Here is a 13017-nt window from a genome sequence, read left to right as displayed (position 1 = left end):
CCACGTTCCGGGATCCTCTCAGTACGAGTCGGTGATGACATTCACCAACGGCTCGCCGGCCAGGTATCTCTGCACCTGGGCGCGGACGAGCCGCAGCGTGCGCCGTACGGAGGCGGGGGTGCTGCCGGCCACGTGCGGGGTGATCAGCACGCCCGGCGCGCTCCACAGAGGGTGACCTTCGGGCAGCGGCTCGGGGGCGGTCACGTCCAGCGCGGCGCGCAGCCGGCCGGTCTTGAGCTCGGCGACCAGCGCGTCCGTGTCGACGACCCCGCCCCTGGCGGCGTTCACCAGCACGGCGCCGTCCTTCATCCGGGCCAGGAACGCGGCGTCCACCATCCCGGCCGTGGCGGCGGTGGCTGGCACGAGCAGCACGACCACGTCCGCCTCCGGCAGCAGCGCGGGCAGCTCGTCCATGCCGTGCACGCCGTCACGGGCGCTCCTGGCCACGCGGACGATCTCCACCTCGAACCCGTCGAGGCGCCGCTCCAGCGCGGCCCCGATGGAGCCGTACCCGACGATCAGCACGGTCGAGTCGGCCAGCACGCCGGTGTGGTGGTAGGTCCACTCGCCCCTGCGCTGGGCGTCCACGAACCCCGGGAACTCCCTGAGCACCGCGATCATGGCCCCCACCGCCCACTCGGCGGTGCCCGCCTCGTGCACGCCGCGCGCGTTGCACAGCACCGCGCCCTCGGGCATGTGCGGCCGGTACGGCTCCACGCCCGCGGTCACGGTCTGCAGCAACCGCAGCGAGCTCATCCTGGCCAGGGTCCCCGGCACGTCGGGCACGGTGACCAACGGGGGGATCCACACCTCCACATCCTCCACCCCATCCGGCATCGCGGACGTGCCGTCATAGACGGCGCATTCGACGCCAGGAAGCTCGGACAGTACATCTGCCACCGAATCGGACGGAACCCAGGTCTTCATGCCGAGAACCTTACGACTACGGGGGAAGTATGGAACACATGAGGAAGCTCTGGACGATCATGCTACTGACCGCACTCACGGCATGCTCCGGGCTCACGGCCTGCACCGACCGCGGCGGAGAGGTGTTCCCCACGGCGGCCGTGTCGGCGGGCGCCGCTCCGAGTGCTCCCGAGGACGTGGTGACGGGGCTGGCCGTGCCGTGGGCGATCGCGTTCCTGCCCGGCGGGGACGCCGTGGTCACCGAACGCGACACCGCCCGCGTGCTGCGGGTCACCCGGACCGGCCAGGTCACCGAACTGGCCAAGATCGAGGACGCCAGGCCCGACGGCGAGGGCGGCCTCATGGGCGTGGCCGCCAAGGATGACCAGCTCTTCCTCTACTACACCGCCGAGCTGGACAACCGGATCGTCCGCTACCGCCTCACCAACGGCGGACTCACCGACCAGCAGCTCCTCGTGCAGGACATCCCCAAGGGCGGCATCCACAACGGCGGCCGGCTCGCCTTCGGCCCCGACGGCTTCCTGTACGCCACCACCGGCGAGATCGGCGACCGCGACCTGGCCCAGCAGCGCGACTCGCTCGGGGGCAAGATCCTGCGCATGACCGTGGACGGCGCGCCCGCGCCGGGCAACCCGTTCGGCACGCTGGTCTACAGCTACGGCCACCGCAACGTTCAGGGCCTGGCCTGGGACGGCTCCGGCCGCCTGTTCGCCTCGGAGTTCGGCGCGAACACCTACGACGAGGTCAACAGGATCGAGCCGGGAGGCAACTACGGCTGGCCGGAGGTCGAGGGCCGCGGCGACGACCAGCGCTACATCAACCCGATCCTCACCTGGTCCACGGCGGAGTCGTCGCCGTCAGGCATGGCGTACGCGAACGGGTCGCTGTGGGTGGGGGCCCTGCGGGGGGCGCGCCTGTGGCAGATCCCGCTGGGCGAGGACGGCTCCGCCGGCGCCCCGGTGGCCCACTTCACCGACCGCTACGGCCGGCTCCGCGCGGTCGCCGCCACCCCGGACGGCAAGCTGTGGGTCGGCACCAGCAACAAGGACGGCCGCGGCTCCCCCAAGGACGGCGACGACCGCATCATGTCCGTCACCCCGTCCTGACCGCCGCTCGCACTCGGGCGGCATCCCGTCCCTACCGCCGCTCACGCTCGGGCGGCATCACGACGGCGATGCCGCCCGCGCGGGCGCTCAGGGGTCTTACTGAGTGACGGCGGTGCAGGTCGTCTGGGGCTGCGGCCGGTACTTGGTGGTCAGCTTCTTGTCCTTCTTGAGGACCTTGCCATCGTTGTAGAACACCCGGGTCACGTCGATCGTGAACCCCTGCTCCCCCACCGTCGGCAGGCAACCTGCCGCCGCGCTGCTCTCCCGCCGGAACGGGGTGAAGTCCCGCCGCTCCGACGCCACGGCCTCCACGCGGTCGTACCGCTTCGTGCTCCACAACGCCACCGTCACCGACGTCTCGGTGAAGGCGGTCTTGATCAGCACCCCGAACTCCGAGTCGTTGCGCCACTTCAGGTCCAGGTCCGGGTACAGCAGCGCGACGTCCCGCCCGGCCGGGTACCGCGGCGCGTAGTAGTCCATCGGCTGGTGCTCCACGTCGTCGAACCCGCCGAAGAACGCCGCGTTGTACATGGTGGTCGCGAACTGCGACCCGCCGCCGCCGACGATGTTCACCATCCGCCCGCCGACGATCTGCCCGGCCTCGACGTACCCGTCCTCGACCGTCCGCTCCCCCAGCACCTCGTTGACGGAGAACGTCTGCCCCGGCTTGACGAGGTACCCGTCGACCTCCTGCGCCATCCGCTGGATGTTCTTCACCCGGGGCTGGCAGCAGTCGAACGTCGTGGTGAACTCGCCCACCAGCTCCTTGATCCCGAGCCCCTGGATCTGCGTGGTGTCCACGGCCGGTGCGACGGTGCCGAGCCGGACCGGGATCGTGCGCTCCCCGCCCTCGGCGAACACCTTCTCCGCGTCCCTGGCCAGCAGCTTGTCGTTGACCCCCCGGCCGGTGCGGGCGGGCACCAGGACGGGCTTGCCGTTCACGATCTGGTACGAGGCGTCCCGCGGCTGCTGCGTCGCGTCCACCAGGCTGCTCTCGACGGAGGCCAGCACCCGCTCGGCGTCGAACCGGGGCGCGAGCCCGCCGTCGCCGTCGGCGTTGTACGTGAGGTTCGCCGCGATCATGGCCGGCGGGATCTGCACCTGCTTGTCGTCGAGCGTCAGCGTCAGGGGGGCGGCCACGGCGGCCCTGGCCTTGGCCATCGCCTCGGTGACGGCCTCGGGGGTGGTGGCGGGCTTGGCGGGCCTGAGCGTGAGCACGACGGGGCCGCCGCCGTTCAGGAAGGCCTGGCTGACCCTGCGTACGGCGTCGTCCCGGTCGAGCAGCACCCCGTCCTCGGGCCGGCGGGCCCTGGGCTGCAGCCCGGAGAAGGTCACCCGGCCCTCGACGGCGGGCTTGTCGATGCTCTCCGCCAGCCCCTCGACGGTCCTGGTGAGCTGGGAGGAGTCGACGCTGATCCTGGGCTGGAGCTCGGTCGTGCCGACCAGCCCCCGCCACACCTCCACCGGGCTGGGGAACCCGCTGGGCGCCTGCCCGATGGTGGCGACCACGTCGAGCTCGAGCCCGGCCTCGTCGGGCTGGATGGTGTCCTTCTTGCCGCCGACGTCGGCCACGACGGGCTTGCTGAGCTTGGCGCCCAGCTCGGTGCGGAGCTTGTCGGCCGCCTGCGTCACGGTCAGGCCGCCGATGTCCACCCCGGCCACGTGCGTGCCGCGCAGCACGGAGCCGGACATGAGCACGGCCGGCACCACGTACGCCAGGGCCGCGAGCACCAGCACGAACACGATGAGGCCCGGCAGCAGCCGGCGGCGCCGGGGCGGCTCGGGCTCGAACGGCGAGGGCCGTTCCGGCGTGCCGAACGCGGTGGTGGGCCGGCTCGCCGGCTCCTTCTCCGCGGCCATGGGCCAGGGCTGCGCGGGCGGAACCGGTGGCAGCGTGCCCTTGCCCGACGGACCGCCCGGGGCGCTCGGGCCTTGGGCCGGCTGCGGCTCCTGCTTCTCCGGCGGGCCGAAGATGTCCCGGGAGACCCCCGGGGGCAGTCCTTCGATCCGCGGTCTTCTGGTGACAGCCGACGTCGGTAAGGGCACCGAGGCGAACGGGTCGGTCGGTGATTCGATCGGTCCGGCGTTTCGCACGCCTCAATCTCCTCCCGGTCCGCAGCCAAGTCTCAGGCAACAGTAAGGCACGCAGATCCGCATATGTCACGGGAAATGGCTACGGAAATGTGTCAACCTAGCCACCGGTAGCGATGTTCCGGCCGGCCGGCCGTGCCGTAACGCGGACGGAACTCGGCCTGCCCCGCCGCGCACAGGTGTTCCAGGTAGCGGCGGGTGCTGACCCGCGACAGGCCCGTGAGCTCGGCAGCCTCCGCGGCTGACAGGTCGCGGCCCGCCTCTCGCAGGGTATCGGCGACCAGCGCGCAGGTGGCCGCCGACAACCCTTTCGGCATGGGGACGGCGGTCTTGAGCGTGCCGAAGAGCCGGTCCACGTCGTCCTGGCGGGCCTCGGGGCCGATGGCGGTCAGGCGGTTGCGGGTGTCGGCGTACTGCCGCAGGCGCTCGGCCAGGGCGGCGGCGGTGAACGGCTTGATGAGGTAGTTGACCGCGCCACCCCGCATGGCCTCCCTGACGGTGGGCACGTCGCGGGCGGCGCTGACCACGAGGACGTCCACGTCGTGCAGCGCCTTGAGCACGTCCAGGCCCGACATGTCGGGCAGGTAGATGTCGAGCAGCACGAGGTCCGGCCGCAGCTCGGCCGCCGCCGCCAGCGCGTCGGCGCCGCTGTGCGCGACGGAGGCCACGCTGAAGCCCGGCACCCGGCCCACGTAGCCGCTGTGGATGCGGGCGACCATGAAGTCGTCGTCGACGACCAGCACGCGGATCACGAGGAACCTGCCTTCGCCGGGAGCAGCGCGGTGAAGACCGCTCCGCCCGCGTTCCGTACCTGTACCCATCCGCCCCTGCGCAGGCACACCTGCCGGGTCAGCGCCAGCCCCAGCCCGCGCGGCCCCGCCTTCGCGGCCTTCGTCGTGAACCCCTCCCTGAAGACCTCCTCCACCAGGTCGGGCGCGATGCCGGGGCCTGAGTCGCCGACCCGTACGCGCAGCCCGCCCGCGTCGGCCTGCACCGACACCTCGATCGTGCCCTGCGCGCCGTCGAGCGCGTCGATGGCGTTGGCGACCAGGTTGCCGACCACGAGGACCGCGTCGCGGGGATCGCCGAGCAGGCCCTCGGGCACCGAGGAGTCCTCCGCCAGCACGAGCTCGGCCCCGCGCTCGGCCGCCTCGGCCGACTTGGCCAGCAGCAGGGCGGCGAGCGTGGGGTCCTGGATGCGCGCGCGCAGGTCGGTGGAGTAGGCGCCGTGGGTGGTGCGGGTGATGAAGCCGATGGCCGCCTCGTGCTCGCCCAGCTCCAGCAGGCCGACCACGGTGTGCATGCGGTTGGCGAACTCGTGCGCCTGGGCCCGCAGCGCGTCGGTGGCGCTGCTGGCGTCGTCCAGCTCGCGGGCCAGCCGGATCAGCTCGGTGCGGTCCCGCAGGGTGACCACCCAGCCGCGGTGGCGCCCGCGTACCCAGACGGGGGTGCGGTTGAGCACCAGCACCCGGTCCCCGTGCAGCACGATGCGGTCCTCGCCGGGGTCGGCGCCGCCGAGCACGTCGCGCATGCGCTCGGAGACCGGCATCTGCGTCAGGTCCGCGCCGACGTCCCCGAGCAGCTCGCGGGCGGCGTCGTTGACCAGGGTCACCCTGCCCGCCAGGTCGAGCGCGAGCACGCCCTCCTTGACGCCGTGCAACACGCCCTCGCGCTGCTCCAGCAGCGCGGCGATCTCGCGCGGCTCCAGCCCGAACGTCTGCCTGCGCACCCGCGCGGTGATCAGCGCGGCCAGGGCGAGCCCGGCCAGCAGCACGGCCAGCGCCGTCCACAGGAGCGGCGGCAGCGCCTGGAAGACCTGGCTGATGACCGTGGTCTCCAGCACGCCGACCGAGACGAGGCCGATGACCGTGCCGTACTCGTCGCGGATGGGGGCCTTGCCCCTGACCGTCGTGCCGATGGTGCCGGTCTCGGTGCCGACCCAGCTCCGGCCCGTACGCAGGACCGCGCTGCCGTCGGTGGACAGCCGCTTGCCGATCAGGGAGGCGTTGGGATGGGCGTAGCGCTCCTGCTCGGTGTTGGCGATCACCACGTAGTCGGCGCCGGTCTCCTGCTGCACGCTCATGGCCAGCGGCTGCAGCACGCTCTCGGGCCGCGCCAGCCCGAACGCCCTCCTGACCTCGGGCAGCCCGGCCACCGACTGCGCGATGGCCAGCGCCCGCTGCTGGTGCAGCTCGTCGAGCTGGTCACGCGTGTGCTCGGCCCACACGCCTCCGGTGCCACCGACGGCGAGCAGCACGATCACCATCTGGAGGACGAACAGCTGCGTCCCCAGGGAGGCGTCACGAACCCGTCTCACCTGGCCCATGGAAACAAACACAGGTCACGTCCGGGTCGCGACCAATACGACCACTATGACGCCAAGCGCGCAAAGCCTCGACGGGCCGCGGATGGCACTTCACCATGCCAGTTCCATAACAGTGAAAATCCCCCCTGGAGTGATCATGCGCTTGCGCGTACTCGCCGCTCTCGCGGCACTCTCCCTCGGCACGCTGACGGCGTGCGGTCAGTCGGGCGGCACCTCCGCCGCCGGACCCCTGCGGATCATGGCCCCCGCCGCGCCCGGCGGCGGCTGGGACCAGACCTCCCGCACGGCGGAGCAGGCGTTCAAGACGGCCGACCCGCAGCGCAAGGTCGAGGTGTTCAACGTGCCCGGCGCCGGCGGCACGATCGGCCTGGCGCAGCTCGCCGGCGAGAAGGGCAACGGCAACCTGCTGATGACCATGGGCCTGGTCATGGTGGGCGCCATCGAGCAGAACAAGTCGAAGGTCACGCTCGCCGAGACCACGCCCATCGCCAAGCTGACCGAGGAGTACGAGCTGGTCGTGGTGCCGGCGGCGTCCCCGTACAAGTCGGTGGCCGACCTGGTGGCGGCCTGGAAGGCCGACCCGGCGAAGGTGTCGATCTCGGGCGGCTCCGCGGGCGGCACCGACCACATCGTGGCCGGCCTGATGGCCAAGGCCGCCGGCGTGGACCCCAAGCGGGTCAACTACATCGCCCACTCGGGCGGCGGCGAGGCGCTGAACGAGCTGCTCGGCAACAAGGTCAGCGCGGGCATCTCCGGCGTGGCGGAGTTCGCCGAGCACGTGAAGTCCGGCAAGCTGCGCGCCCTGGGCGTGACCTCCGCCGAGCGGCTGCCCGGCCTGGACGCCCCCACGCTCAAGGAGGCCGGGCTGGACGTCGAGCTGGCCAACTGGCGCGGCTTCGTCGCCCCCGGCGGGCTCTCCGAGGCCGACAAGAAGGCCCTGACGGACGCGGTCACCAAGATGCACGACTCGCAGCCGTGGAAGGACGCGGTGACCAAGAACGGCTGGATCGACTCCTTCCAGACCGGGCAGCAGTTCGCCGACTTCCTCAACGCCGAGCAGACCCGGGTCAAGGGCATCATCGCCGAGATGGGGCTCGTCTCCTGATGATCGGGCGTCGGTGGCGGCCCGAGCTCGGGCTGGCGGTCGTGGTGCTGGTGCTGGGCGTGCTCGTCGTGGTCGGCACGCTCGAGGTGTCGGCGGCGGCCTCCCAGCTCGGCATCGGGCCGCGCTTCTTCCCCATGCTGGTGGGCGGCGCCATGGTGCTCATCGGCCTGTTCTACGTGGCCGACGTGCTGCGCGGCGGCCACGGCGACCCCGAGGAGAGCGAGGACGTGGACGCCGCCGCGCCCACAGACTGGCGCAGCCTCGCCCTGGTCAGCGGCATCTTCCTGGCCTTCGCCGCGCTGCTGGACCTGCTCGGCTGGATCGTCGGCGCGAGCCTGCTGTTCTTCGGCCTGTCCGTGGCGCTCGGGGCCGAGCACAGGTTGCGGGCCGCCGTGATCGCCGTGGTCATGGGCGTGGCGACGTACCTGCTGTTCGTCAACGGCCTGGGCGTGAACCTGCCGAACGGGGTGTTCGCGCTGTGACCTCCTTCCAGCTCCTGCTCGACGGCTTCGCCGCCGCGCTCACCCCCGTCAACCTCCTGTACGCGCTCATCGGCGTCACGCTCGGCACCCTCGTCGGCGTGCTGCCCGGCATCGGGCCCGCGATGACCGTGGCGCTGCTGCTGCCGATCACCTTCACGGTGCCGCCGGCCAGCGCGTTCATCATGTTCGCCGGGATCTACTACGGCGGCATGTACGGCGGCTCGACCACCTCCATCCTGCTCAACACGCCGGGCGAGTCCTCGTCGATGATCACGGCGCTGGAGGGCAACAAGATGGCCAGGCGCGGGCGGGCCGCCCAGGCGCTGGCCACGGCCGCGATCGGCTCGTTCGTGGCCGGCACCATCGCCACGGCGCTCCTGGTCGTGGCGGCGCCCGCGGTGGTGAGCTTCGCAATCGCGTTCGGCCCCGAGGACTACTTCGCGCTGGCCGTCCTGGCCTTCACGGCCGTGTCGTCGGTGCTGTCCCGCTCGGTCGTGCGCGGCCTGGCCTCGCTCGGCCTCGGCCTGGTGATCGGCCTGATCGGCATCGACCAGCAGACCGGCCAGGCCCGGCTCACGCTGGGCATCCCGCAGCTCCTCGACGGCATCGACGTGGTGATCGTCGCGGTCGGCCTGTTCGCGCTCGGCGAGGCCCTGTACGTGGCCTCCCGCCTGCGCCACGCGCCTCCCGAGGTGGTGCCGGTCGGCCGGGCGTGGATGGGCCGCTCCGACTGGCGCCGCTCCTGGCTGCCCTGGCTGCGCGGCACCGCTCTGGGCTTCCCGTTCGGGGCGTTGCCGGGGGGCGGGGCCGAGATCCCCACGTTCCTGTCGTACGCGGCCGAGAAGCGCCTGGCCCGCGGCGTGGCCCGCGAGGAGTACGGCAAGGGCGCCATCGAGGGCGTCGCGGGCCCCGAGGCGGCCAACAACGCCTCCGCGGCCGGCACCCTGGTCCCGCTGCTCACGCTGGGCCTGCCCACCTCCGCCACGGCCGCCATCCTGCTGGCCGCCTTCCAGCAGTACGGCCTGCAGCCGGGGCCGCAGCTCTTCGACCACAACCCGGCGCTGGTGTGGGGCATGATCGCGTCGCTGTTCATCGGCAACGCGATGCTGCTGGTGCTGAACCTGCCCATGGCCCCGCTCTGGGCCCGCGTCCTACGCGTCCCCCGGCCGTACCTGTACGCCGGGATCGTGCTCTTCGCCGCCCTCGGCGTCTACGCGCTGAACGGCACCGTGGTGGACCTGTTCGTCCTGTACGTGCTCGGCCTGCTCGGCTTCGCCATGCGGCGCTTCGGCCTGCCGGTGGCGCCCGCCGTGATCGGCATGATCCTGGGCCCGATGGCGGAGATCCAGCTCCGCCGGGCGCTGGCCATCGGGGCGGGCGACGTGAGCGTGCTCGTCCGCAGCCCGATCGCGGCCGTGCTGCTCGCGCTGTCGGCGCTGGCGCTGCTGACGCCCCTGTTCAGGAAGCTCCTGGCCCGCCGCGGCCTCGCCCCCGCGCCACGCGGGGAGGACTGACCGCGACCGTCACGCGAGGAGTAGCCGCGGCCCGGGCCGGGCATCCTTCATCGTGGTTCTTGGAGCGGCCCCGCCGATCTGTCCGGATCGACGGGGCCAACCGGATGGATCGGGGTCAGCCCTCGCTGACGCCGAGCTTCTCCAGGATGAGCTGCCGGGCCCGGGCCGCGTCGGCCTTGCCCTTGCTGGCCCGCATGACGCCGCCCACGAGCGCGCCCGCCGCGGCGATCTTCCCGGACCGCACCTTCTCGGCCGCGTCGGCGTTGTCGGCCAGCACCTGGTCGATGATCGCCGACAGCTCGCCCTCGTCGTTGACGATCTTCAGCCCGCGCCGCTCGACCACCTCGTCCGGCGTGCCCTCGCCGGCCAGCACGCCTTCGAGCACCTCGCGCGCCAGCTTGTCGTTGAGCGCGCCCGACGCCACCAGCTCGGTCACCCGGGCGATCTGCTCGGGCGTGATCGGCAGGTCGGCCAGCGGCGTGCCCGTCTCGTTGGACCTGCGCGCCAGCTCACCCATCCACCACTTGCGCGCGTCGGCCGCCGGCGCGCCGGCCGCGACCGTGGCCTCGACCAGGTCGATGGCGTCGGCGTTGTGCATGGCCTGCATGTCGAGGTCGGACAGGCCCCATTCGGTCTGCAGCCGCTTGCGCTTGACCGACGGCAGCTCGGGCAGGGCCGCCTTCAGCTCGGCCACCCACGCCGGGTCGGGCGCGATCGGCACCAGGTCGGGCTCGGGGAAGTAGCGGTAGTCCTGCGCCTCCTCCTTGGACCGGCCGGACGTGGTGGTGCCGGTGTCCTCGTGGAAGTGCCGGGTCTCCTGGATGATCTTCCCGCCGCCGGCGAGGACGGCGGCCTGCCGCTCGATCTCGCTCCGCACGGCCCGCTCGACGCTGCGCAGCGAGTTGACGTTCTTGGTCTCCGTACGGGTGCCCCACTCGGACGAGCCGCGCGGCATCAGCGAGACGTTGACGTCACACCGCAGCGAGCCCTCCTCCATGCGCACGTCGGAGACGCCCAGCGAGCGCATGATCTCGCGCAGCTCGGTGACGTACGCCCTGGCCACCTCGGGCGCGAGCCTGTCGGTGCCCGGGATGGGCTTGGTCACGATCTCGACCAGCGGGATGCCCGCGCGGTTGTAGTCGACGATCGAGTAGTCGGCCCCGTGGATGCGCCCGGTCGAGCCGCCCACGTGGGTGGACTTGCCGGTGTCCTCCTCCAGGTGCACCCGCTCGATCTCGATCCGCACGGTCTCGCCGTCGACCTCGACGTCGATGTACCCGTCGAAGCAGAGCGGCTCGTCGTACTGCGAGATCTGGTAGTTCTTCGGCATGTCCGGATAGAAGTAGTTCTTCCGGGCCATGCGGCACCACTCGGCGATCGAGCAGTTGAGCGCCAGGCCGATGCGGATCGTCGACTCGATGGCCTGGGCGTTGGCCACCGGCAGCGCGCCGGGGAAGGCCAGGCAGGTCGGGCAGACCTGCGTGTTGGGCGGGGCGCCGAAGGTCGTCTTGCAACCGCAGAACATCTTCGACTTGGTGCCCAGCTCGACATGCGTCTCGAGGCCGAGCACCGGCTCGAACCGCTCGAGCGCTTCGTCGTACGGCATGATCGTGCCGGCAGTCATCGTGAGGTCCTTCGTTCGGATCGATGCAGCATGTGCGGGTCGCCCTACAGCTCCGGGGCCTTGGACAGCAGGCTGCCGCCCCAGCGGCTCTCCAGGGCCTGCTCCACGGCCGCGCCCACGCGGTAGCAGCGGTCGTCGGCCAGGACCGGGGCCATGATCTGCAGGCCCACCGGCAGGCCGTCCTCGTCGGCCAGGCCGCACGGCACCGACATGGCCGCGTTGCCCGCCAGGTTGGACGGGATCGTGCACAGGTCGGCGAGGTACATCGCCATCGGGTCGTCGGCGCGCTCGCCGATCGCGAACGCCGTGGTCGGCGTCGTCGGCGACACCAGCACGTCGACCTGCTGGTAGGCGGCCTCGAACTCGCGCGCGATGACCGTGCGCACCTTCTGCGCCTGGCCGTAGTAGGCGTCGTAGTAGCCGCTCGACAGCGCGTACGTGCCCAGCATGATGCGCCGCTTGACCTCGGGGCCGAACCCGGCGGCCCTGGTCAGCGCCATGACCTCCTCGGCGCTGCGGGTGCCGTCGTCGCCCACGCGCAGGCCGTACCGCATGGCGTCGAAGCGCGCCAGGTTGGACGAGCACTCCGAGGGCGCGATCAGGTAGTAGGCGGGCAGCGCGGTCGTGAACGACGGGCAGGAGACCTCGACGACCTTGGCCCCGAGCGACTCCAGGAGCTGGACTGCCTCGTGGTAGCGGGCCAGGACGCCCGCCTGGTAGCCCTCGCCGGCGAACTCCTTGACGACGCCGATCCGCATGCCGGCGACGTCGGGGTTCCTGGCGGCCTCGACGACCGAGGGCACGGGCGCGTCGATCGAGGTGGAGTCCATCGGGTCGTAGCCGGAGAACGCCTCGTGCAGCAGCGCCGCGTCGAGCACGTTGCGGGCGAACGGCCCCGGCGTGTCGAGCGAGCTGGCGAAGGCGATCAGGCCGTAACGGGACGAACCACCATAGGTGGGCTTCATACCCACGATGCCGGTCACCGAGGCGGGCTGCCGGATGGAGCCGCCGGTGTCGGTGCCCGTGGACAGCGGCGCCTCGTACGCGGCCACCGCCGCGCTGGAGCCACCCGACGAGCCGCCGGGGATCTTCGTCAGGTCCCACGGGTTGTGGGTGGCGTGGTAGGCGGAGTTCTCCGTCGAGGAGCCCATGGCGAACTCGTCGAGGTTCGTCTTGCCCAGGATGACCAGCCCGGCCTCGCGCAGGCGGGCGGTGACGGTCGCGTCGTACGGGGGCCGCCAGCCCTCGAGGATCTTGGAGGCGGCCGTCGTCGGCATGTCGTGGGTGGTGAAGATGTCCTTGTGCGCGATCGGCACTCCGGCCAGCGGCCCGAGCTTCTCGCCGGCCCGCAGCCTGGTGTCCACGGCCCGCGCCTGCTCCAGCGTGACCTCGCGATCGACGTGCAGGAACGCCTTGACCTTGGGCTCCACCTCGGCCATGCGGTCGAGGTGCGCCTCGGCCACCTCCACGGCCGACACCTCGCCGGCGGCGATCATCGACCCCAGCTCGGCGGCGGTCTTACGGATCAAGCTCATGCCTCCTCCCCGAGGATGCGCGGCACCCGGAAGCGGTCGTCCTCGACGGCGGGGGCGCCGGCGAGCGCCTGGTCGGGCGTCAGGGACTGTCGCACCTCGTCGGCACGGAAGACATTGGTCAGCGGAAGCGCGTGCGACGAAGGCGGCACGTCCTCGGCGGCGACCTCGGCCACCTTCGCGACCGACTCGATGATGGCATCGAGCTGGGTGGCGTAGTGATCAAGCTCGTCGTCGGTCAGCGCCAGCCTGGACAACCGGGCCAGGTGTGCGACCTCGTCGCGGGTTATGGCGGACATGAGTCGTTGAA

Annotated in this window: 11 protein-coding genes; 4 read left to right on the top strand and 7 right to left on the bottom strand. The window is 71.8% G+C overall.

What is annotated here, in order from left to right:
- Positions 1 to 18: 18 nt before the first annotated feature.
- The gene (locus tag AB0I79_RS14740) at positions 19 to 927 is read right to left on the bottom strand and encodes a 2-hydroxyacid dehydrogenase (RefSeq protein ID WP_357872167.1); all 909 of its coding nucleotides are present in this window, start codon (positions 925 to 927) and stop codon (positions 19 to 21) included.
- Between the two features lie 38 nt (positions 928 to 965).
- On the opposite strand from AB0I79_RS14740, the gene AB0I79_RS14735 reads away from it, so the two are divergent.
- Positions 966 to 2033 (top strand): PQQ-dependent sugar dehydrogenase, encoded by a 1068-nt coding sequence (locus AB0I79_RS14735; protein ID WP_357872164.1) that lies wholly within the window; start codon positions 966 to 968, stop codon positions 2031 to 2033.
- A 96-nt stretch (positions 2034 to 2129) separates the two neighbouring features.
- On the opposite strand, the gene AB0I79_RS14730 is transcribed toward AB0I79_RS14735, so the two are convergent.
- From AB0I79_RS14730 to AB0I79_RS14720, 3 genes are all read right to left on the bottom strand, one after another.
- The gene (locus AB0I79_RS14730; protein ID WP_357872161.1) at positions 2130 to 3893 is read right to left on the bottom strand and encodes a VanW family protein; all 1764 of its coding nucleotides are present in this window, start codon (positions 3891 to 3893) and stop codon (positions 2130 to 2132) included.
- A gap of 326 nt (positions 3894 to 4219) precedes the next feature.
- The gene (locus tag AB0I79_RS14725; RefSeq protein WP_357872159.1) at positions 4220 to 4876 is read right to left on the bottom strand and encodes a response regulator; all 657 of its coding nucleotides are present in this window, start codon (positions 4874 to 4876) and stop codon (positions 4220 to 4222) included.
- Complete coding sequence (locus AB0I79_RS14720; protein WP_357872156.1) at positions 4873 to 6450, bottom strand: sensor histidine kinase; 1578 nt, start codon at positions 6448 to 6450, stop codon at positions 4873 to 4875. The genes AB0I79_RS14725 and AB0I79_RS14720 overlap by 4 nt, the downstream gene beginning before the upstream one ends.
- 136 nt (positions 6451 to 6586) lie before the next feature.
- Between AB0I79_RS14720 and AB0I79_RS14715 the strand changes: the two genes are divergently transcribed.
- From AB0I79_RS14715 to AB0I79_RS14705, 3 genes are read left to right on the top strand one after another with little or no spacing between them, the layout of a single operon-like run.
- The gene (locus AB0I79_RS14715) at positions 6587 to 7555 is read left to right on the top strand and encodes a tripartite tricarboxylate transporter substrate binding protein (protein ID WP_357872153.1); all 969 of its coding nucleotides are present in this window, start codon (positions 6587 to 6589) and stop codon (positions 7553 to 7555) included.
- Positions 7555 to 8037: a tripartite tricarboxylate transporter TctB family protein gene (locus AB0I79_RS14710; protein WP_357872150.1), complete on the top strand. Its 483-nt coding sequence runs from the start codon at positions 7555 to 7557 to the stop codon at positions 8035 to 8037. The genes AB0I79_RS14715 and AB0I79_RS14710 overlap by 1 nt, the downstream gene beginning before the upstream one ends.
- Positions 8034 to 9551 carry a tripartite tricarboxylate transporter permease gene (locus tag AB0I79_RS14705; protein ID WP_357872147.1) on the top strand — a complete coding sequence of 506 codons (1518 nt, stop codon included), beginning with the start codon at positions 8034 to 8036 and terminating at the stop codon, positions 9549 to 9551. Before AB0I79_RS14710 ends, AB0I79_RS14705 begins: the two co-directional genes overlap by 4 nt.
- Positions 9552 to 9666: 115 nt before the next feature.
- Here AB0I79_RS14705 and gatB read toward each other — a convergent pair whose 3' ends face one another.
- From gatB to gatC, 3 genes are read right to left on the bottom strand one after another with little or no spacing between them, the layout of a single operon-like run.
- Positions 9667 to 11175 (bottom strand): Asp-tRNA(Asn)/Glu-tRNA(Gln) amidotransferase subunit GatB, encoded by a 1509-nt coding sequence (gene gatB / locus AB0I79_RS14700; RefSeq protein WP_357872144.1) that lies wholly within the window; start codon positions 11173 to 11175, stop codon positions 9667 to 9669.
- Positions 11176 to 11219: 44 nt separating this feature from the next.
- Positions 11220 to 12710: an Asp-tRNA(Asn)/Glu-tRNA(Gln) amidotransferase subunit GatA gene (gene gatA, locus AB0I79_RS14695; RefSeq protein ID WP_357872141.1), complete on the bottom strand. Its 1491-nt coding sequence runs from the start codon at positions 12708 to 12710 to the stop codon at positions 11220 to 11222.
- The gene (gene gatC, locus AB0I79_RS14690; RefSeq protein WP_043618492.1) at positions 12707 to 13006 is read right to left on the bottom strand and encodes an Asp-tRNA(Asn)/Glu-tRNA(Gln) amidotransferase subunit GatC; all 300 of its coding nucleotides are present in this window, start codon (positions 13004 to 13006) and stop codon (positions 12707 to 12709) included. Before gatC ends, gatA begins: the two co-directional genes overlap by 4 nt.
- Between the last annotated feature and the right edge of the window lie 11 nt (positions 13007 to 13017).

The organism is Nonomuraea sp. NPDC050202, assembly GCF_040656115.1.
Classification (GTDB): domain Bacteria; phylum Actinomycetota; class Actinomycetes; order Streptosporangiales; family Streptosporangiaceae; genus Nonomuraea.
The sequence above is the reverse complement of the archived record's forward strand: the minus strand, read 5'-3'. Positions and strand labels throughout refer to the sequence as shown.

Coding starts and splice junctions, on each gene's coding strand:
- gatA (WP_357872141.1), bottom strand. CDS start 12,710: ATGAGCTTGATCCGTAAGACCGCCGCCGAGCTGGGGTCGATGATCGCC.
- AB0I79_RS14715 (WP_357872153.1), top strand. CDS start 6,587: ATGCGCTTGCGCGTACTCGCCGCTCTCGCGGCACTCTCCCTCGGCACG.
- AB0I79_RS14740 (WP_357872167.1), bottom strand. CDS start 927: ATGAAGACCTGGGTTCCGTCCGATTCGGTGGCAGATGTACTGTCCGAG.
- AB0I79_RS14710 (WP_357872150.1), top strand. CDS start 7,555: ATGATCGGGCGTCGGTGGCGGCCCGAGCTCGGGCTGGCGGTCGTGGTG.
- AB0I79_RS14735 (WP_357872164.1), top strand. CDS start 966: ATGAGGAAGCTCTGGACGATCATGCTACTGACCGCACTCACGGCATGC.
- gatC (WP_043618492.1), bottom strand. CDS start 13,006: ATGTCCGCCATAACCCGCGACGAGGTCGCACACCTGGCCCGGTTGTCC.
- AB0I79_RS14720 (WP_357872156.1), bottom strand. CDS start 6,450: ATGGGCCAGGTGAGACGGGTTCGTGACGCCTCCCTGGGGACGCAGCTG.
- AB0I79_RS14730 (WP_357872161.1), bottom strand. CDS start 3,893: ATGGCCGCGGAGAAGGAGCCGGCGAGCCGGCCCACCACCGCGTTCGGC.
- gatB (WP_357872144.1), bottom strand. CDS start 11,175: ATGACTGCCGGCACGATCATGCCGTACGACGAAGCGCTCGAGCGGTTC.